15 protein-coding genes are annotated in these 20538 nt (G+C 72.9%); 13 read left to right on the top strand and 2 right to left on the bottom strand.

Features of this window, described 5'->3' with window-relative positions; translation table 11 throughout:
- The first annotated feature begins 4 nt into the window (after positions 1-4).
- From F8271_RS15395 to rho, 7 genes are all read left to right on the top strand, one after another.
- The gene (locus F8271_RS15395) at positions 5-1315 is read left to right on the top strand and encodes a homoserine dehydrogenase (protein WP_192580298.1); all 1311 of its coding nucleotides are present in this window, start codon (positions 5-7) and stop codon (positions 1313-1315) included.
- 138 nt (positions 1316-1453) lie between these two features.
- Positions 1454-2503: a threonine synthase gene (gene thrC, locus F8271_RS15390; protein WP_151490458.1), complete on the top strand. Its 1050-nt coding sequence runs from the start codon at positions 1454-1456 to the stop codon at positions 2501-2503.
- 154 nt (positions 2504-2657) lie between these two features.
- The gene (locus F8271_RS15385) at positions 2658-5954 is read left to right on the top strand and encodes an efflux RND transporter permease subunit (RefSeq protein ID WP_151490457.1); all 3297 of its coding nucleotides are present in this window, start codon (positions 2658-2660) and stop codon (positions 5952-5954) included.
- Between the two features lie 158 nt (positions 5955-6112).
- Entirely contained in the window at positions 6113-6928 is an 816-nt protein-coding gene (locus F8271_RS15380) for a polysaccharide deacetylase family protein (protein ID WP_151490456.1), read from the top strand.
- A gap of 11 nt (positions 6929-6939) precedes the next feature.
- Positions 6940-8184, top strand: coding sequence for an MFS transporter (locus F8271_RS15375; RefSeq protein WP_151490455.1), 1245 nt, complete (start codon positions 6940-6942; stop codon positions 8182-8184).
- A 64-nt stretch (positions 8185-8248) separates the two neighbouring features.
- Positions 8249-9193 (top strand): homoserine kinase, encoded by a 945-nt coding sequence (gene thrB / locus F8271_RS15370; protein WP_151490454.1) that lies wholly within the window; start codon positions 8249-8251, stop codon positions 9191-9193.
- A 296-nt stretch (positions 9194-9489) separates the two neighbouring features.
- Positions 9490-11610, top strand: coding sequence for a transcription termination factor Rho (rho, locus tag F8271_RS15365; RefSeq protein ID WP_151490453.1), 2121 nt, complete (start codon positions 9490-9492; stop codon positions 11608-11610).
- Positions 11611-11685: 75 nt separating this feature from the next.
- Here the strand turns inward: rho and F8271_RS15360 are convergent, their stop codons facing one another.
- Positions 11686-12582: an AAA family ATPase gene (locus F8271_RS15360; protein ID WP_151490452.1), complete on the bottom strand. Its 897-nt coding sequence runs from the start codon at positions 12580-12582 to the stop codon at positions 11686-11688.
- 275 nt (positions 12583-12857) lie between these two features.
- Between F8271_RS15360 and rpmE the strand changes: the two genes are divergently transcribed.
- Both rpmE and prfA read left to right on the top strand, forming a co-directional pair.
- Complete coding sequence (gene rpmE / locus F8271_RS15355) at positions 12858-13082, top strand: 50S ribosomal protein L31 (RefSeq protein WP_088987870.1); 225 nt, start codon at positions 12858-12860, stop codon at positions 13080-13082.
- A 127-nt stretch (positions 13083-13209) separates the two neighbouring features.
- A complete protein-coding gene (gene prfA, locus F8271_RS15350; protein WP_151490451.1) occupies positions 13210-14298 on the top strand; it encodes a peptide chain release factor 1 in 1089 nt (362 codons plus the stop codon).
- Between the two features lie 32 nt (positions 14299-14330).
- Here the strand turns inward: prfA and F8271_RS15345 are convergent, their stop codons facing one another.
- Positions 14331-15878 carry a diguanylate cyclase gene (locus tag F8271_RS15345; RefSeq protein WP_151490450.1) on the bottom strand — a complete coding sequence of 516 codons (1548 nt, stop codon included), beginning with the start codon at positions 15876-15878 and terminating at the stop codon, positions 14331-14333.
- Between the two features lie 73 nt (positions 15879-15951).
- Here F8271_RS15345 and prmC point away from each other — a divergent pair, with 73 nt between their 5' ends.
- From prmC to F8271_RS15325, 4 genes are all read left to right on the top strand, one after another.
- Positions 15952-16899 carry a peptide chain release factor N(5)-glutamine methyltransferase gene (prmC, locus tag F8271_RS15340; protein WP_151490449.1) on the top strand — a complete coding sequence of 316 codons (948 nt, stop codon included), beginning with the start codon at positions 15952-15954 and terminating at the stop codon, positions 16897-16899.
- Positions 16899-17546 carry an L-threonylcarbamoyladenylate synthase gene (locus F8271_RS15335; protein ID WP_151490465.1) on the top strand — a complete coding sequence of 216 codons (648 nt, stop codon included), beginning with the start codon at positions 16899-16901 and terminating at the stop codon, positions 17544-17546. Before prmC ends, F8271_RS15335 begins: the two co-directional genes overlap by 1 nt.
- Entirely contained in the window at positions 17547-18158 is a 612-nt protein-coding gene (locus F8271_RS15330) for a phosphotyrosine protein phosphatase (RefSeq protein WP_151490448.1), read from the top strand.
- Between the two features lie 106 nt (positions 18159-18264).
- Positions 18265-20379: a transglycosylase domain-containing protein gene (locus tag F8271_RS15325; protein ID WP_151490447.1), complete on the top strand. Its 2115-nt coding sequence runs from the start codon at positions 18265-18267 to the stop codon at positions 20377-20379.
- Positions 20380-20538 lie beyond the last annotated feature (159 nt).

Raw genomic sequence — 20538 nt, 5'->3', positions numbered from 1 at the left:
ACCTGTGCGCTTGGCACTGCTCGGCTGCGGCACGGTCGGCCAGGAGGTGGTGCGGCTGCTGCACGAGCAGTCGACGGACCTGGCCGCCCGCATCGGCGCTCCGCTGGAGATCGCCGGCATCGCCGTCCGCCGGCTCGGGCGTGACCGCGGTGACCTGCCGGTCGACGACGACCTGTTCACCACCGACGCGCTCGGCCTGATCAAGCGCGACGACGTGGACGTGGTGATCGAGGTGGTCGGTGGCATCGAGCCGGCCCGGGGTTGGCTGGTCGAGGCGCTGCGCGCCGGCAAGAGCGTGGTCACCGCCAACAAGGCGCTGCTCGCCGAGGACGGCGCGGCGCTGCACGACGCGGCGGCCGAGGGCGGCGGCGACCTCTACTACGAGGCGTCCGTGGCCGGGGCCATCCCGCTGCTGCGCCCGCTGCGCGAGTCGCTGCACGGCGACCGGATCACCCGGGTCACCGGCATCGTCAACGGCACCACCAACTTCATCCTCTCCGCGATGGACGCCACCGGCGCCGGCTTCGCCGAGGCCCTCGACGAGGCCACCGAGCTGGGGTACGCGGAGGCCGACCCGACGGCCGACGTGGAGGGCTTCGACGCGGCGGCGAAGGCGGCGATCCTCGCCTCGCTGGCGTTCCACACCCGGGTCGGCGCCGCCGACGTGCACCGGGAGGGCATCACCGAGGTGACCGCCGCGGACGTGGCCAGCGCCCGGGCGATGGGTTGCACGATCAAGCTGCTGTGCATCGCGGCCCGGGGCGTCGACCCGACCGGCCGGGAGACGGTCAGCGTCCGGGTGCACCCGGCGATGATCCCGCGCAGCCACCCGCTGGCCAGCGTCGGTGACGCGTTCAACGCGGTCTTCGTCGAGGCCGACGCGGCCGGGCAGCTGATGTTCTACGGCCGGGGCGCGGGTGGCGCGCCGACCGCCAGCGCGGTGCTCGGCGACGTGGTCGCGGTGTCCCGCAACCGGCTCGCGGGGGTGCGCGCGGCCAGCGAGAGCGCGTACGCGGACCTGGCGGTCCGGCCGATGGGCGAGGCGCTGACCCGCTACCACGTGAGCCTCGACGTGGCCGACCGTCCGGGTGTGCTGGCCGCGGTGGCGGGCGTGTTCGCCCGGCACGACGTGTCGATCGCGACCGTGCGGCAGGGTTCGGCGGGTGGGTCGCCCGGCCGCGACGGCGACGCCGAGCTGGTCATCGTCACCCACGTGGCACCGGACGCGGCGCTCGCCGCGACCGTCGGTGAGCTGCGCGGTCTGGACATTGTCCGGTCGGTGACCAGTGTGCTGCGGGTCGAGGGCGACGCCTGAGTCGTTGCACCGTCGACGGGAGTGCTCGCGCGTCCCGCCAGGTGGGTAAGCCGGGGTGTGCCGTCGATCGCTCCGGCAGGGTGGTCCAGGGTGGCCTGGTGCTCAGGTCGGCGTGGCGGTAGAGGCGAGGAGAGCGACATGTGGCGGGGTCTGATCGAGGCGTACCGGGATCGGCTGCCGGTCACCGCGGCCACGCCGGTCGTCACGCTGCACGAGGGCAACACTCCGCTGCTGCCGGCGCCCGTGCTCTCCGCCCGGATCGGCTGCGACGTGCACCTCAAGGTGGAGGGTGCCAACCCGACCGGCTCCTTCAAGGACCGGGGGATGACCCTCGCGGTGTCCAAGGCGGTCGAGGCCGGCAACAAGGCGATCATCTGCGCGTCCACCGGTAACACCAGCGCGTCCGCCGCCGCGTACGCGGCGCGGGCCGGGCTGACCTGCGCGGTGCTGGTGCCGCAGGGCAAGATCGCGTTGGGCAAGCTGGCCCAGGCGCTGGTGCACGGCGCGAAGCTGCTCCAGGTGAGCGGCAACTTCGACGACTGCCTGTCGCTCGCCGCGAAGCTCGCCCAGGATCACCCGGTGGCACTGGTCAACTCGGTCAACATCGACCGGCTGCACGGCCAGAAGACGGCGGCCTTCGAGATCGTCGAGGCGCTCGGGGACGCGCCCGACATCCACTGCCTGCCGGTCGGTAACGCCGGCAACATCTCCGCCTACTGGATGGGGTACGCGGAGGAGCGCGCCGCCGGCGCCACCACCCGCGCCCCGAAGATGTACGGCTTCCAGGCCGCCGGCGCGGCCCCGATCGTGACCGGTCAGGTCGTGCCGGAGCCGTCGACCATCGCCACCGCCATCCGGATCGGCAACCCGGCGAGCTGGACCAAGGCGCTCGACGCACGGGACGCCTCCGGCGGCCTGATCGCCGCGGTGACCGACCGGGAGATCCTCACCGCGTACCGACTGCTCGCCCGCGAGGTGGGGGTCTTCGTCGAGTTGGGCAGCGCGGCCAGCGTGGCCGGCCTGCTCCAACAGGCCGCGGCGGGCGCGGTGCCGCCCGGCTCGACGGTGGTCTGCACGGTGACCGGCCACGGTCTGAAGGACCCGGAGTGGGCCATCTCCACGGCACCCGCCCCGCTGACCATCGCGAACGACCCGATGGCCGCCGCCCGGGCCCTCGACCTGGCCTGAGAGCGGTGCCGCCCGCCGGTGCGGGCGGGGTCGTGACCGGCCGTCGACCGGCGGCGGTGGGACGGCCCTGGGGGCGGCGGGTGTTCCGGTGATCGAGTCCGGCACACTTTCGGGTATCCCCGCCCGCATTCTCTTCCAGGAGTGAGCCAGGCCGATGTCGCTGCTCGCCAGATTCAGCCTCGCCAACCGAGGGCTGGTCGCCCTCATCGCGGTGGTGACCACGGCGTTCGGAGCGTTCGCCGTGCCGTCGCTGAAGCAGCAACTGCTGCCGTCGCTCGAGTTCCCGGCCGCGTTCATCGTGGCCGCCTATCCCGGCGCCGGACCCGAGATCGTCGAGTCGCAGGTGACCGAGCCGATCGAGAACGCGCTCCAGGGCATTCCCGGGTTGGACAAGGTCACCTCCACGTCCCGTGAGGGCTCGGCCACCGTCCAGGTGGAGTACGAGTTCGGCACCGACCTGGACGACGTGGTCAACAAGATGCAGACCGCGTTGAGCCGGATCGACGCCCAACTGCCGGAGAGCGTCGACCCGCAGGTCATCGCGGGCAGCACCGACGACCTGCCGGCGGTGGTGCTGGCCGCGGCCGGTGCGGCCGACGAGCGGGCGCTCGCCGAGAAGCTGCGTGCGACGGTGGTGCCGGAGCTGGAGGGCATCGAGGGGGTCCGCACGGTCGAGGTGACCGGTACCCGCGACGACATCGTCGTGGTCACCCCCGACCTGGCCAAGCTGGGTGCGGCGAAGCTCCAGCCGACCGCTATCGGCGCCGCGCTGAAGACCAATGGCGTGTCGGTGCCGGCCGGTGCGGTGACCGACGGCAACCTCGCCCTTCCGGTGCAGGTCGGTACGCCCGTCGCCACCCTGGACGACCTGCGCGGCATCGTCGTCGCCCCGGGCGCGGCCCCGGTCCGCCTCGGTGACGTGGCGACCGTCGAGCAGGCGCTCGCCCCGGCCACCGCGATCACCCGTACCAACGGCAAGGACAGCCTCGGCATCGCGATCACCGCGGCGCCGGACGGCAACGCGGTGGAGATCTCGCACGAGATCCGGGACCGGCTGGCGGAGCTGAAGAACGCCTCCGGCGCCGAGCTGACCGTGGTGTTCGACCAGGCGCCGTTCGTCGAGAAGTCGATCGAGTCGCTGACCACCGAGGGTCTGCTGGGCCTGCTGATGGCCGTCATCGTGATCCTGGTGTTCCTGCTGTCGATCCGCTCGACGGTGGTCACCGCGGTGTCCATCCCGCTGTCGGTGCTGGTGGCGCTGATCGCCCTGTGGATCGGCGACTACTCGCTCAACCTGCTGACCCTCGGCGCGCTCACCATCGCGGTCGGCCGGGTGGTGGACGACTCGATCGTGGTGTTGGAGAACATCAAACGACACCTGGAGTACGGCGAGGAGAAGCGGCAGGCGATCATCACCGGCGTCCGTGAGGTGGCCGGCGCGGTGACCGCGTCCACCCTCACCACGGTGGCGGTGTTCGCGCCGATCGCGCTGGTCGGCGGGTTCGTCGGGCAGCTCTTCGCGCCGTTCGCGATCACCGTGACGGTGGCGCTGCTCGCGTCGCTGCTGGTGTCGCTGACCGTGATCCCGGTGCTGGCGTACTGGTTCCTCACGCCGCGTGGCGGCACCCCGGACGACGAGGCGGTGCGGCGCGGCGCGGAGGAGAAGGAGCTGCGCAGCCCGTTGCAGCGGTCGTACCTGCCGGTGATCGGGTTCGCCACCCGCAAGCGGTCCACCCGCTGGATCACGGTCGGGCTCGGGCTGCTGGTGCTCTTCGGCACCTTCGGGTTGGCCCAGAAGCTGGAGACCAACTTCCTGGACGACTCCGGTCAGGACACGCTGAGCTTCCGCCAGGAGCTGCCGGCCGGCAGTGGCCTGGCCGCCACCGACGCCGCCGCCAAGCAGGTCGAGGCGGTGCTCGGGCGGGTCGACGGGGTCGAGACGTACCAGGTGACCGCCGGCGGCGGGGACACCCCGTGGGCGGGCGGCGGCGGCAACAACGTCGCGAGCTGGTCGCTGGCCCTGGACGGGGACACCGACGCCAAGCAGATGCGCGAGCAGCTGCGCAAGGAGTTCGACAAGCTCGGCACCGGCGTGGGTGAGGTCAGCTTCGGTGGCGGGCAGGACGCCTCGACCAGCCAGCTTGAGGTGATCGTGCAGGCCAGCGACCCGGAGGTGCTGACCCGCGCCACCGAGGCGGCCCGGACGGCGATGGCCGGGGTGCCGGACGTCGAGGATGTCACCACCAGCCTCGCCGACCGGGTGCCGCGGGTCGACGTGACCGTGGACCGGGTCGCCGCCGGCCGGGTCGGCCTCACCGAGGCCGCGGTGGGTCAGCTCGTGTCGCAGGCGTTCCGCGGGGCGCCGCTGGGCCAGGTGGCACTCGACGGCCGCCAGCAGAACGTGGTGCTACGGCTGGGCGCGCAGCCGCCGGTGTCGGTGCAGGAACTGCGCGCCCTGCCGGTGGGTCCGGTGAAGCTGGACGACATCGCGGACGTCACCCAGGGCGAGGGCCCGCAGCAGGTCACCCGCATCGACGGTGAGCGCAGCGTGTCGGTGACCGGCGCGGCGACCGGCTCGAACCTGGGCGCGACCAGCCAGGAGTTGCAGAAGCGTCTGGACGGCATCGACGTGCCGGGGGCGAGCTTCACCATCGGTGGGGTCAGCGCCGACCAGGCGGACGCCTTCGGTGACCTGGGCCTGGCCGTGCTGGCCGCCATCGCGATCGTATTCCTGATCATGGTGGCCACGTTCCGGAGCCTCACCCAGGCGCTGATCCTGCTGATCTCCATCCCGTTCGCGGCGACCGGCGCGATCGGCCTGCTGCTGATCACCGGGACGCCGCTGGGCGTGCCCGCGCTGATCGGTGTGCTGATGCTGGTCGGCATCGTGGTGACGAACGCGATCGTGCTGCTCGACCTGATCAACCAGTACCGTGCCCAGGGCATGGGGGTCCGGGAGGCGGTGGTCGAGGGTGGCCGGCGCCGGCTGCGCCCGATCCTGATGACCGCGGTGGCGACGATCTTCGCGCTGCTGCCGATGGCGCTCGGGTTGACCGGCGAGGGCGGGTTCATCTCGCAGCCGCTGGCGGTCGTGGTGATCGGCGGCCTGCTCAGCTCGACGCTGCTCACGTTGATCCTGGTGCCGACGCTGTACACGATGGTGGAGCACACCAAGGAGTCGTTGCGCGAGCGGCGTCGGCGTCGGCGCTCCGGCGAGCCGGCGGCTTCCGAGCCGACCGGCCCGGCGGCCGCCGAGCAGGACGGCCCGAACCAGGTGGCGGTGCCGGCCGGTGCGCCCGCACAGGCGCAGGCGTCGGGCGAGGGTTCACCGTCCGCGGCGGCGCGCCCCGCGCCGTCGGGCGCGCTGGTGGACGGTACGGACCAGTTCGAGGTGCTGCGGCTGCCCCGTAGCCGCACCTCGCCGCTGCCCCCGTCGGAGCCGACCGAGTAGTCGGACGACAGTGCGGAACGCCCCCGGCAGGCTCGACCTGCCGGGGGCGTCCCGTACGTCGGCGCGGACACTCCGATCGAACGACCGAGCCGGTACTTTGCGTCATCTCTTGCATACTCCTAGTAGATGTCAGAAGTGTCGGCGAGCGGGGCGGGCAGATGACCGAGATTGCGCACGGGTGGTCCCGGCGCGATCTGCTGCGCGGCGCTGCCCTGGTGGCGACCGGGATGGCCGCCGGCGCGGGAGCCACCGACATGTGGTTCACCCACCGCCGGCTGCCCCTCGGTGGCGGCCCGGCCAGCGCCACCCTCGGCAACGGGCCGCAGGACGTCGGCTCCGGCGTACTGCCGGTCGTCTGGTCGGGAACGACCACGCGGCGGCTGGTCGCGCTCACCTTCGACGACGGGCCGGCACCACAGTGGACGCCGATGGTGCTGGACACCCTCGCCGAGCACCGGGTGCCGGCCACCTTCTTCATGGTCGGCGCGCAGGTCCGGCGGCACGCCGACGTCGTACGCGGCCGACTCACCGAGCACGAGGTGGGCAACCACAGTTGGCAGCACCGGGACCTGGCCCAGATGGACGCCGCGGCGGCGTACGACGACCTGAGGCGCAGCCACGACGTGATCGCCGAGGTGACCGGCGCTCCGCCCCGGCTGGTCCGCCCGCCGTACGGCCACCTGGGCGGGGCGGTGCTGCACGCGGCGGCACGACTGGACTGTCGGCTGGTGCTCTGGTCGTTGCAGATGGTGGAGCGTGAGTACCCGGACGACCCGGCCGGTCACGCCCGGCGGATCGTGGCCGACGTCCGACCCGGGGCGATCGTGCTCGGGCACGACGTGGGTCAGCCGCGACGTCTGGTCGCCCTGCGCGGCCTACCCGACATGATCAACGGGCTGCGGGCGCGCGGCTACACCTTCGTGACCGTCTCGGCGCTGCTGGGAGCACGCGTGGCCCCGACGCGGACCGGGTAGGGTCGCGCTCCGTGGCGTCCACCCTCTCGGTCCTTACCGGCAATCGGAGCTTCCGCAATCTCTTCCTCGCCGAGCTGGTGGTCTTCGGCGCCGACTGGTTCGTCATGGTGCCGCTGCTGGTGCTGCTGCCGCACCTGACCGGCAGTGGCGTGTGGGGCGCGCTGGTGCTCGCCGTGGACACCGGCATCGTGGCGTTGCTGCTGCCGTACACCGGCACGATCGCCGACCGGTTCGACCGCCGGAAGATCATGATCGGCGCGAACGTGGCCGCGCTGGCGGGCGTGCTGCTGCTGCTCGGCGTCCAGAGCCGGGGCACGGCCTGGCTGGCGCTGGTGGCGATCGGCGTCGTCGCGGTCGCCAAGGCGTTCTACTCGCCGGCCGCCCAGGCCGCGTTGCCCAACGTCCTGGAGCCGCACGAGCTCGCCGCCGGGAACGCCGTGGCCGGCTCGGCCTGGGGCACCATGACGGTGGTGGGCGCCTCGCTCGGCGGCGTGCTCAGCGCGGCCGCCGGCCCGTACGCCTGCTTCTGGGTGGCGGCGGTGGGCCTGGCGCTGGCGGCGGGCCTGGCCACGCGGATCCGCCGGCCGTTGCAGGCGCCGCGCGACGCCGACCTGCCGGTCCAGCGGACCTGGGCGGCGGTCCGCGAGGCGCTCAGCTACATCGGCCACCGGCCACGGGTGCTGGCGCTGGTCACGGTGAAGTCGGCGGTCGGGCTGGGCAACGGGGTGCTGACCGTGTTCCCGCTGCTCGCCGGCGTCTACGGCGTGGGCCCGCTGGGCGCCGGCCTGCTCTTCGCGGTCCGCGGTGCGGGCGCGCTGGTCGGGCCCATCCTGATGCGGAGGGTGCTGACCAACCGGTCCTGGCTGCTGCCCGGGCTCGCGCTGTCCATGTCGCTCTACGGCCTGTCCTACCTGGGCACGTCGGTGGTCCGGTGGTTCCCGCTGGTGCTGCTGCTGGTCTTCGTGGCGCACTTCGCCGGCGGCAGCAACTGGGTGATGTCGAACTTCGCCCTGCAGGGCGAGGTGCCAGACCGGCTGCGTGGTCGTGTGTTCGCCACCGACATGATGCTCGCGACGCTGGCCATCTCCGTGAGCCAGCTGGCGGTGGCCCTGGTCGTGGACGTGGTGGACGAGCGGGTGGTGCTGGCCGGCTGCGGTCTGGTCACCCTCGTGTACGCGGTGGGCTGGCGGATCGCCACGCGCCGGCTCTCGCTCACCGACCCGAGCACCGAGCCGGTCCCGGACCGGGCCGGCTGACCCGGCCGGTCCCAAGCTGCGGGCGCGGGACCGGATCGTCGGTGCCGACCCCTAGCATGAGCGCGTGCCGACGAACTTCACCGCCGGGCCGGTCCGGGTCCGGGTTCCCGCGACCAGCGCCAACCTGGGCCCGGGCTTCGACGCGCTGGGCCTCGCCCTGGGCCTGTACGACGACCTGGCGGCCGAGGTCGCGTCGGGTGGGGTCCGGGTGACGGTGACCGGGCAGGGCGCCGGCGAGTTGCCCGACGACGACCGTCACCTGGTGGTGCGGGCCATGCGGGCCGCCTTCGACGTGCTGGGCGCGCAACCCACGGGGCTGAGCGTGGAGTGCGTCAACCGGATCCCGCAGGCGCGCGGGCTGGGCTCCTCGTCCGCCGCGATCGTCGCCGGTGTGCTGCTGGCCCGCGCGCTGGTCGTCGACGGGAGCCAACGGTTGGACACCGCCGGCGTGCTCCGGCTGACCGCCGAGATCGAGGGTCATCCCGACAACGTCGCCCCCTGCCTGCTGGGCGGTTTCACGCTGGCCTGGTCCGAGCCGGCCGGTGCCCGCGCGGTGTCCCTGCCGGTCGCCGAGGGGGTGCGACCATCTCTTTTCGTGCCGGCCGAGCGTGGATTGACCGCGACCGCACGGGCCGCGTTGCCGGCCACCGTGCCGCACGGCGACGCCGCGTTGACCGCCGGACGGGCGGCGCTGCTCGTGCACGCGCTCACCACGGACCCGTCGCTGCTGCTGCCGGCCACCGTTGACCGACTGCACCAGAGCTACCGCGCGGCCGGGATGCCGGCCACATCTTCCCTGGTCAACGCGCTGCGAGAGGCCGGAGTGGCGGCTGTGGTCAGTGGGGCCGGGCCGACCGTGCTCGCGCTCACCGCCCCCCCGGCGGGCTTCCCCCTGGGAACAGACTGGCAGTTCTGGAAGTTACCGATAGACGTCAGCGGCGCGCGGGTTGCCCGGGGTAGACTTGGACACGCCGAGCGGGACCCTGTTGCCGCAGGTCGGAAGAGTTGATTACGCTCTAGACCTAGCACAGCCGCGAAGCACGCGATCTCCTGCGGGGCGGCGCACCCCCGAAGCTCTCGGCGGTCAGCCCGTCACCCCTGCCAAGGCCCACGCCGCACCGCAGTTTCCACAGGTCGCCGCAGACGGCGAGACCTGCTCACCGAGCTCTGGTGAGTCGGGATACCGACCGGCTGCTGTGTCACAGACTCCCGCGACGCGTCCTTGCGAGGCGGGTGCACCGAGGCCGCCCGGCCACCTGAGTTCCGACTCCGGGCAGTCCCGGCCTTATCGAGGGAAGGAATCCATTGAGCGACACCACCGACGTGACGTCGGATGTTTCCAACGTCGCTGGCGATGCCACCACCGCCGCTCCCGCCCGTCGTCGGCGTAGCGGCACCGGTCTGTCGGCGATGCTGCTGCCAGAGCTGCAGAGCCTGGCCGCGTCGCTCGGCATCTCCGGCACGGCTCGCATGCGCAAGGGCGAGCTGATCGCCGCGATCTCCGAGCGGCAGGGCGGCAACGCTGCCGGGACCCCTCGACCGCGGGCCGAGGTCGCGGCTGCGGCCGCTCCGACCCGGGAGGGGGTGCGCGCCGAGGTGCGGGAGACCGCCGACCGGCCGGCAGCCGAAGGCCGCAGCGCCGACCAGGCGCCGGCCGAGCCGGCCGCCGAGACCGAGGGCCGGGGTCGTACCCGGCGCAGCCGCACCGCCACGGCGGAGGCTCGTAACACCGAGGCTCGTGGCACCGAGGCTCGTGGCACCGAGGCTCGCGCCACGGAGGCGCGTAGCAGCGAGGCGCGTACCGACGAGGTCGAGACCGCCGAGCGGACCGACCGGGGCGAGAACCGCCGGGATCGGGCCGAGCGTCCGGAGCGTGCCGACCGGGGCGAGCGTGCCGACCGTGGTGAGCGTGCCGAGCGCAGCGACCGGGGCGAGCGTGCCGACCGTGGTGAGCGTGCCGAGCGCAACGACCGGGGCGAGCGTGCCGACCGTGGTGAGCGTGCCGAGCGCAACGACCGGGGCGAGCGTGCCGACCGCGGTGACCGTGCCGAGCGCAACGACCGGGGCGACCGCAACGACCGGGGCGACCGTAACGACCGTAACGACCGTAACGACCGTAACGACCGTGGTCAGCGCGCCGAGCGGGACAACGACGACGACGACGGCGAGGGCGGCGGTCGGCGCGGCCGGCGCAGCCGTTTCCGCGACCGTCGCCGTGGGCGTGGCGAGCGCACCGAGACCGGTGGCGACACCGGTGGGCGTGAGCCGCAGGTCAGCGAGGACGACGTGCTCGTCCCGGTGGCCGGCATCATCGACGTGCTCGACAACTACGCCTTCGTCCGGACGACCGGCTACCTGGCCGGCCCGAACGACGTGTACGTCTCGATGTCCCAGATCAAGAAGTACGGCCTGCGCCGCGGTGACGCGATCACCGGCGCGGTGCGCGCGGCCCGCGAGGGCGGCAACAGCGGCGATCAGCGGCGGGACAAGTACAACCCGCTGATGCGGCTGGACACGATCAACGGGATGGAGCCGGAGGAGGCGCGGCGTCGGCCCGAGTTCTACAAGCTCACGCCGCTCTACCCGCAGGAGCGCCTGCGGCTGGAGACCGAGCCGCACATCCTGACCACGCGGGTCATCGACCTGGTCATGCCGATCGGCAAGGGCCAGCGAGCGCTCATCCAGTCTCCGCCCAAGGCGGGTAAGACGATGGTGCTGCAGGCGATCGCCAACGCGATCACCCGCAACAACCCGGAGTGCCACCTGATGGTGGTGCTGGTGGACGAGCGGCCCGAAGAGGTCACCGACATGCAGCGGTCGATCAAGGGCGAGGTCATCGCGGCCACGTTCGACCGTCCGCCGCAGGACCACACCACGGTTGCCGAGCTGGCGATCGAGCGGGCGAAGCGTCTGGTCGAGCTGGGCCACGACGTGGTCGTGCTGCTCGACTCGGTGACCCGGCTCGGTCGGTCGTACAACCTGGCGGCGCCGGCCAGCGGCCGGATCATGTCGGGTGGTATCGACTCCACCGCGCTCTACCCGCCGAAGCGCTTCCTCGGAGCGGCCCGCAACATCGAGAACGGCGGCTCGCTGACCATCATCGCCACGGCGCTGGTGGAGACCGGGTCCATGGCGGACACGGTCATCTTCGAGGAGTTCAAGGGCACCGGTAACGCGGAGCTGAAGCTGGACCGGAAGATCGCCGACAAGCGCACCTTCCCGGCCATCGACATCAACCCGTCCGGTACGCGTAAGGAAGAGGTCCTGCTCGCACCCGAGGAGCTGGCCATCATCCACAAGCTCCGGAAGGTGCTGCACTCGCTGGACTCGCAGGCCGCGATGGATCTCCTGCTGGACCGGCTCAAGCAGTCCCGCACCAACATCGAGTTCCTGATGCAGATCGCGAAGTCGACGCCGGGGGAGTGACGCTCTCCGGTTGACCGACGACGAAGGGGCACGGCCACCGCGGCCGTGCCCCTTCGGCATGTCGCACCGTCCACTTCAGAAGTCGCCGTCGGCCACCTGGAAGACGGTCAGGCCGAGGGACCGCCACATCTGCACCACCTGGACGCGGTCGTCGAAGACGCCCACCACCCGGTAGCGGTCGCGGATCTCCCGGTCGTAGATCTCCCGCTTGACGATCGAGTCCCGGCGGGTGTCGCCGACCGCCCGCAGGTGCAGGCCGAGGTAGGGAACGCGGACGTGTCGAGCCAGCCACGCCTCGGTGGCCGTGCGGGCGGAGGCGTCCCGCCCGGAGCAGAAGACCACCCCGTACCCGGCGGCGTGCATGGCCCGGACGGCGGCGATCACCGCCGGGTTCGGCGCGTCCTGGCCCACCCGGGTCATGTCGTACGGGCTGCGGGACACGGCCAGCGCGACGGTGCCGTCGATGTCGACCAGGACGATCTCCGGCGGCTCGGTCGACGGCGGATGGGCGGTGGCGGGCCCTCCGGTGCGGGCCTGCGGCACCGGCAGCGGCAGCGTGCGCCCCTCGAGGTACCGCTCGTGCAGCCGACGGATCGCGTCCGCGCCGACCTGGTCGGCCACCGGACGGGCCGCGTCGCGGCGCAGGCACTCCTCCAGCGGTACGTCGGTGAAGTCGTGCACCTCGAAATCCGCGCCGTGTCGGGCGGCCAGATCGGCCCAGCCCCGCAGTGTCCGGGCGCGCAGGTTGGTGTCGTCCACGCAGACGTCCGCCCGAGCCCTCAGCAGTGCCTCGACCTGGGCCCGCTGCACGACGGTCACCTGCGCCTCGGCCCACTGGGTGAACAGCCGCTCGCCGTGCAGCATCCGGCGCAGGTCGTCCCGGTTGACCCGCAGCACGGACGGCTGGAGCGTACGGGCGAAGGTGGTCTTGCCTGAGGCGGGCAGCCCTCGGGTGGCGATCAGGCGGGTCATCGGCGTACCTCGGGCCGGCCCGGCGTACCCCCGGCGGGGTACGTGGCGGTGGCTCGCGGGGCGGGCGAATGCGTCGGCCGGCGGCGGGAATGCGGACGGGTGGGCACGTGTTGACGATGCCGGACGAGGTGTGCGGCCCGATTGCCGGGTCGGCTCAGGCCCATGGCACACTGGTCAATCGGCCACCGGTTCCGGTTCACGCCCGAGCCCGTCGCGTACGGCGCGACGGGCGGTGACGGCGACCCGGCGACCACCAACGAGAGGACCGAGGCGAGATGAAGGCAAACATCCACCCGGAGTACACGACCACCGAGGTCAGCTGCTCCTGTGGCAACACGTTCACGACCCGCAGCACCGCCAAGGGCGGGGCGATCCACGTCGAGACCTGCAGCGCCTGCCACCCGTTCTACACCGGTAAGCAGCGCGTTCTCGACACCGCCGGCCGGGTCGCGAAGTTCCAGCAGAAGTACGCCAAGGTTCAGGCGAAGAAGGCCAAGTAACTCCTCGTTCGGCGCCCGCGTCCGGTTTACCGCCGGACGCGGGCGCCGTCCGCGTTTCGCCTGTTTCCGCCCGCCGGCCGGCCTCCGTGCCGGCCCGGTGCCGCACCGTCGAAGGAGCAACCCCAGCATGAGCAGCGAGCGTCTGGCCGGCCTCCTCGACGAGTACGCCGAGCTGGAGAAGCGGCTGGCGGACCCGGCGATCCACGCCGACCAGGCCACCGCGCGCCGGGTCGGCCGCCGGTACGCCGAGCTGGTGCCGCTGCACAAGGCCGCCGACGAGCTGGAGCAGGCGCGCGCCGACCTGGCCGCGGCACGCGAGTTGGCCGCCGAGGATCCGTCCTTCGCCGGCGAGGCGGAGTCGATCGCGGCGTCCCTGCCGGCCCTGGAGGAGCGTCTCGCCGAGTTGCTCATCCCGCGTGACCCGCACGACGCCAAGGACGTGATCGTCGAGATCAAGGCGGGGGAGGGCGGCGAGGAGTCCGCGCTCTTCGCCGGTGACCTGCTGCGGATGTACTCCCGGTACGCGGAGCGCCACGGCTGGGTCACCGAGGTGATCGACGCACAGGATTCGGACCTGGGCGGGGTCAAGGACGTGTCGCTGTCGATCAAGACCAAGGGTGTGCCGGAGGGCGGCAACGGCGTCTGGTCGCGGCTCAAGTGGGAGGGCGGCGTGCACCGGGTGCAGCGCGTCCCGGTCACCGAGTCGCAGGGCCGGATCCACACCAGCGCCGCCGGTGTGCTGGTGCTGCCCGAGGCCGAGGACGTCGACGTCACGATCGACCAGAACGACCTGCGGATCGACGTGTTCCGTTCGTCCGGCCCGGGCGGGCAGTCGGTGAACACCACCGACTCGGCGGTGCGGATCACCCACCTGCCGACCGGCATCGTCGTCTCCTGTCAGAACGAGAAGTCCCAGTTGCAGAACCGGGAGCAGGCCATGCGCATCCTGCGGGCCCGGCTGCTCGCGGCCGCCCAGGAGCAGGCCGACGCCGCCGCCTCGGACGCCCGCAAGGCGCAGGTGCGCACGGTGGACCGTTCGGAGCGGATCCGCACCTACAACTTCCCGCAGAACCGGATCACCGACCACCGGATCGGCTACACCGCGTACAACCTGGACCTGGCGCTGGCCGGCGAGCTGGACGGCGTCCTGGACGCCCTGACCGAGGCCGACCGCGCCGCCCGCCTGGCCGGCGACACCGAGCTGACCCGCCGCTGACCCCGCTGTCGTCGGCCGGTCCGGCCGGCGGTTCAGCTCGCGCGGGGCCGCGACTTGGCGCGCAGCATCTCCCGGTCGGCCTCCTCGAACGCGACGCTGAGCGCGTCGCGCAGCCCACCGCCGCCGGAGACCTCGGCGAAGCCGATGCTGACCCCGACCGGGGTGCCCGGCACCAGCGACTCCCAGTCCTCGGCGTGGACCGCCGCCTCGATCCGGCGGGCCACCTCGACGGCCTCGGCCATGCCGGTGTCCGGCAGCACCACGACGAACTCGTCACCGCCGTAGCGGGCCACGAAGTCCCCCCGGCGCATCACCCGGTTGATCACCCCGGCGATGCGTTGCAGGACCAGGTCGCCGGAGTGGTGCCCGTGCCGGGTGTTGACCGCCTTGAACCCGTCCAGGTCGCAGACGCCGATCACCACCCGCTCGCCGCGGGTGACCACGGCGGTGATGTACCGCTCGAGGCGCCGCCGGTTGGGCAGGCCGGTGAGCGGGTCGGTCAGCGCCTCGCCCTCGTACCGGGCCGCCTCGCGGCGCATCTCCTCGTGGTCGATCCGGGCCGCGATGCCGTCGATGTAGACGTCGCGCAGCCGGTCGTTGCGTTGCGCGGCGAGCCGGAACGCCAGCCGGTCGGCCCGGTGGGCGGCCACGTGGTCCCCGGCGCGGGCCAGCGCGATGCTGCGCAGCCGGGCCGGCTCGGCCGTGCCGAGCGTCTCGGTGGAGACCAGGATGGTGTCCAGCCGGGCGACCGCCTCGATGGGCCGTCCGGCGGCGACGGCCAGGCAGACCTGCCCGAGCTGCCGCATGTCCCGGGTCCGGGCGCTGTCCCCGCCGTTCTTGAGCAGTCGGGACGGGTCGGTGTCGACGGTCGGCTCCACCCGGTCGCCGAGCGCGGCCTGCCGGGCCGCCGCGTACCCGTACGCGGCGAGGCTGCTCGGGCGCAGCCGGCCGGCGCGGCCGGTGTGCACGAACCGGGCCAGGTCGGCCGCGACGTCACGGAGCACCCGCAGGCAGCCGTCACTGTCGCCGTTGTGGTCCAGCGCCACGGCGTTGCGCAGCCGGATGCCCGGGGCCGCGAACGTCTCCTCGGGGATGCCGGCGCTCAGGCCCAACTGCCGGGCGCGTTCGATCGCGCCGAGGGCGTACCCGTGGAAGCTGAGGTAGCTGTAGGCCATGGCGAGGTCGTGCCAGCCCCAGGCGGTGTCCCGGTCCGGGTCCTCCACGGCGCTCAACGCCCGGGCGGCCTTCACCAGGTGGGTGACGCAGCGGTCCAGGGCGCCCTGGTGGTGTGCGGCGAGCGCGGCCAGGGCGTTGAGGTGCCCGTGCAGGTAGGGCTCGGCGAGGTCGCGGACCGCCGCCGACGCCTCCTCGATGGCGCGGGTGAACTCCGCCGTCCGACCGAGATTGATCAGCGCGGAGAGGCGCTGCACCATGGCGTCCGCCCGCGCCGCCGGGTCGGTGGTGGTGCGGATCACCCGTTCCAGCAGCGCGTACGACTCGGCGGAGCGACTTGCTTCCTGCAAAGCCCGCGCGTGCGTGAGGGTGTCAACCTGGTCATCGACCCGGTCGAGCCAGCCCACCCGCCAACCTCCCGTCGTGTGCGTCTCGACGCACCCGTTCGTCACGCCACCCGCGACGCATCATGATTATGCGGTGACCACTCTGCCGCAACACCCCCCCGAAGGGACAGGGAGGCTCCGTCCGTCCGCCGCGGTGGCCCGCGCGGCCCGGACGCTCGCCGCCGCCGGGGTGGGCCCGGCCCGCGTGGAGGCCGAGCTGCTGGCGGCGTACGTGCTGGGGGTGCCCCGGGGTCGGCTGGCGCTCGCCGACGACCTGGGCGCCGACGACCTGGCGCGGCTCGACGACCTGGTCCGCCGTCGCGCCGACCGGGAGCCGCTGCAGCACCTGACCGGCCGGGCCGGCTTCCGGCACCTGGAGTTGGCGGTCGGTCCGGGCGTCTTCGTGCCCCGGCCCGAGACGGAGCTGCTGGCCGGGTGGGGTGTCGAACAGGCCCGGAGCCGGCCCGATCCGCTGGTGGTGGATCTGTGCAGCGGCTCCGGCGCCATCGCGCTGGCGGTCGCGCAGGAGCTGCCCGGGGCGCGGGTGGTGGCGGTGGAGCGGTCCGGGGCGGCGCTGGACTGGCTGCGGCGCAACGCGGCGGAGCGGGCCGCCGCGGGGGACCGGCCGATCGAGGTGGTGGAGGCGGATGTCACCGCCGCGGACCTGCTGGCGGACCTGGTCGGCCGGGTGGACGTGCTGCTCTGCAACCCGCCGTACGTGCCGGTCGAGGTGGTGGTGCCGCCCGAGGTGGCCGGGCACGACCCGGCGGAGGCGGTCTTCGGTGGGGCGGACGGCCTCGCGGTGATCCGGCCGGTGATCACCCGGGCCGCGGCGCTGCTGCGCCCCGACGGGGTGGTGGGCGTCGAGCACGACGACACGCACGGCGTCGTGGTGCCCGAACTGCTCGTCGCGGACGGCCGGTTCGTCGCCGTCGCGGAGCATCTGGACCTCACCGGGCGCCCCCGGTACGCCACCGCGTCCCGACGGGCGGACGGCCGGCACGCCCCCGCTGGGGCGGCGTGGCAGACTGACTCCTCGTGATGCTCTACGACTGCCGGTCGCCCGCTGATCGGGACCGCGGCATCGCTGCGGCCATCGAGGCGGTCAAGAACGGCGAACTGGTCGTCCTCCCGACGGACACCGTCTACGGGATCGGCGCGGACGCGTTCACCCCGTACGCGGTCAGGGCGCTGCTGGACGCGAAGGGCCGGGACCGGCAGATGCCGCCGCCGGTGCTGATCGGTTCCCGGCACACCCTGGACGGGTTGGTCTTCTCGCTGCCCACGGCCGCACGGGACCTGGTGGAGGCGTTCTGGCCGGGTGCGTTGACGATCGTGGTCGAGCACTCGCCGAGCCTGCAATGGGACCTGGGCGACAAGACGGGCACGGTGGCGGTCCGGATGCCGCTGCACCCGGTGGCGCTGGAGGTGCTGCGGGAGACCGGCCCGATGGCGGTGTCGTCGGCCAACAAGACGGGCCAGCCCGCCGCGGTGACCGCCGAGGAGGCGCGCGACCAGCTCAGCTACTCGGTGCGGGCGTACCTGGAGGCCGGGCCCTGCCCGGACCCGGTGCCCAGCACGATCGTGGACCTGACCGGCGAGGTGCCGCAGTTGCTGCGGGCCGGCGCGATTCCGCTGGAGAAGCTGCGCGACGTGGTTCCGGATCTCGTCGACCGCCAGGGGGTCTGAGTGCCCCCGTTCACCGTGCTGCACGTCTGTATGGGCAACATCTGCCGTTCGCCGATGGCCGAGCGGCTGCTCGCCCTCGCCGTGCGGGAGCGGTTGGCCCGGCGTGAGCAGGACCCGGCCCGCGCCGAGGAGCTGCTGCACAGCCACAGTGCCGGCACCGGTGGTTGGCATGCGGGCGAGGAGATGAACCCGCCGGCGGCGCGTCAGGTCATCGGGCGGGGCGGGGACGTCGAGGGCTTCGCCGCGCGCAAGCTGCGCTCGGACCACATCGACGCCGCCGACCTGGTGCTGACCGCGACGGCCGACCAGCAGGAGTACGTGGTGGCGCTGCGTCCGGACGCGGCGGCCCGCACGTTCGTGCTGGGCGAGTTCGGCCGGTTGCTCGCGGCGGTGGACGCCGGCGCGCTGCCGGCCGCCGAGGCGACCCCGGAGGCGGTGTACGCCCGGGGTGTGGCCCTGGTGGCGGCGGCGCAGGACGCCCGGATGGGTGCCTCGGCGCTGCCGACGGACGATCTGGACGACCCGTGGGGTCGCGGTGACCAGTGCTTCAGCCGGGTCGCCGACGAGATCGAGGAGACGGTTCACCCGCTGGCCGGCGCGCTGCTGCCCTGAGCGCCGTGCGAGTTTTCTCCGGGTTTGGTGAAAACCGGGGGCGAAAGGGGCGTTCCGGGTCATTCTGAACGGGTCCTAGCGTGACCGGCTCCTGCGGGGAGAGCTGATGATCCGGGCCCATCTCGACAAACTGCTGACCGTGGTGATCGCCGGCGTACTGGCCGGGTTGGCGCTGGCCGCGGCCGCCCTGCCCGCGGCCCTGGTCTTCGGGATCGGCTTCAGCGCCCTGTCCACGCCCTACTCGGAGCTGCCGAACACCCTGCGGACGCCACCCACCGCGCAGCGCTCCAACCTCTACGCCAACGACGGCACCACCCTGATCACCTCCTTCTACCAGGAGGACCGGTGGGACGTGCCGCTGCGCGAGGTGGCGCCGGTGATGCGCCAGGCGATCGTGGCCGCCGAGGACGTCCGGTTCTACCAGCACAGCGGGGTGGACCTGCGGGGTGTGGTGCGCGCGTTCACCGTGAACAGGCGCGACGGCCAGACCCGGCAGGGCGCCTCCACGCTGACCATGCAGTACGTCCGCAACGTGCTCAGCAGCGACCCCCGGCTGACCGAGCGGCAGCGCCGGGCGGCCACCGAGGTCACCACCGCCCGCAAGCTCCAGGAGATGCGGTACGCCCTGGCGATGGAACGGGAGCTGAACAAGGAGGAGATCCTCACCCGCTACCTGAACATCGCCTACTTCGGGGCCGGCGCGTACGGCATCGCGGCGGCCAGCAAGCGCTACTTCTCCCGAAGCCCCGCGGAGCTGACCCTGGCCCAGGCCGCGCTGCTGGCCGGCCTGGTCCGCTCACCGGACAGCGACGACCCGATCAACGGTGACGCCGACAGCGCGCTGAACCGCCGGAGGTACGTGCTGGAGCAGCTGGTCGAGACGGGCCAGGTGTCGGCGGAAGCGGCGGCGGCGGCCCGGGCCGAGCCGTTGCAGCTGCGGCCCAGCGAGACCCCGAACGACTGCACGGCGGTGCCCGACGGGCACAACGACTGGGGCTTCTTCTGCGACTGGTTCACCCGGTGGTGGAGCAGTCAGCCGGCGTTCGGATCCACCGCCGACGAGCGGCAACGCACGCTGCGCCGGGGCGGGTTCTCCATCGTCTCCTCGCTGGACCCGGCGGTGCAGCGGACCACCACCGAGCAGGTTCTGCGGATCTACCGGCCCACCGAGGCGCGGGCGGTGCCGACCGTGGTCGTCCAGCCCGGCACCGGCCGGGTGCTGGCCATGTCGGTGAACCGCAACTACAGCGTCGAGGACAACCCGGTCGGGCAGAAGAACCACCCGAACACGGTGAACCAGCTCGTCGCCGGCGGCGGGGCGATCGAGGGGTACCAGGGTGGGTCGACGTTCAAGCTCTTCACCATGCTCGCCGCGCTGGAGTCCGGCATGCCGCTGTCGACGGACTTCGTCGCGCCCACCCAACTGCTCACCCGCTTCCCGGTGACCGGCGCGGGCAGCTGCGACGGCCGCTGGTGCCCGGCGAACGCCAGCCCTTCGTCGATGGACGGCCCGCGCACCATGTGGACCGCGTTCGGCCGCTCGGTGAACACCTACTTCGCCTGGCTCACCGAGCGGGTGGGTGCCGATCGGGTGGTGGAGATGGCCGAACGGCTCGGCATCGTGCTGCGCGCCGACGCCGATGCCCAGCTCGCGCGCTACGGCGCGAAGAACTGGGGTCCGTTCACCCTGGGCGTGGCCGCGACGACGCCGCTGGACCTGGCGACGGCGTACGCCACGGTGGCGGCCGAGGGGACCTGGTGCGCGCCGCTGCCGGTCGTCTCGATCACCGACTCGGGCGGCCGTCCGGTCGACGCCGCCAAGCCGGACTGCCGGCAGGTGCTCGACGCCGACGTGGCCCGGGCGGCCACCGACGCGGCCCGCTGCCCGGTCGGCGACCAGTCGATGTACGGGCGCTGCGACGGCGCCACCGCCCCCACGCTGCGCGCCAAGCTCGGCCGACCGGTGGCCGGCAAGACCGGTAGTTCGGAGCGGTACGAGACGGAGACGGTCGTGGCGTTCACCCCGCAGCTCGCGGTCGCCTCGATGGCGGCGAACCCCGACGATCCCCGCGACGCGGTCGGTCAGGCGGTGCAGTCGCGGATGGTCGACGCGGTCGGCGAGGTGCTCGCCGTCGCGCTGCGCGACCAACCGGTCCGTGACTTCGTCCCCCCGAGCGAACGAACTGCCTTCCAGCAGACCGAACCCCGCTCCGGAAACTGACCAAACCTCCTCGGGGCCCGCCCCCCAACCCAGTCGATCATGGAGTTGTGGTGGGTGCTAGCTCCTTGACCGCCCCTTTCGCGAGGCACCACAACTGCATGATCGACGCGGGCGGGCCCCGAGGAGGTTTGGTCAGTTTCCGGAGCGGGGTTCGGTCTG

It is taken from the genome of Micromonospora sp. ALFpr18c, assembly GCF_008868155.1.
In the GTDB taxonomy this organism is placed as follows: Bacteria; Actinomycetota; Actinomycetes; order Mycobacteriales; family Micromonosporaceae; genus Micromonospora.
This window is presented reverse-complemented; position numbering and strand designations above follow the sequence as displayed.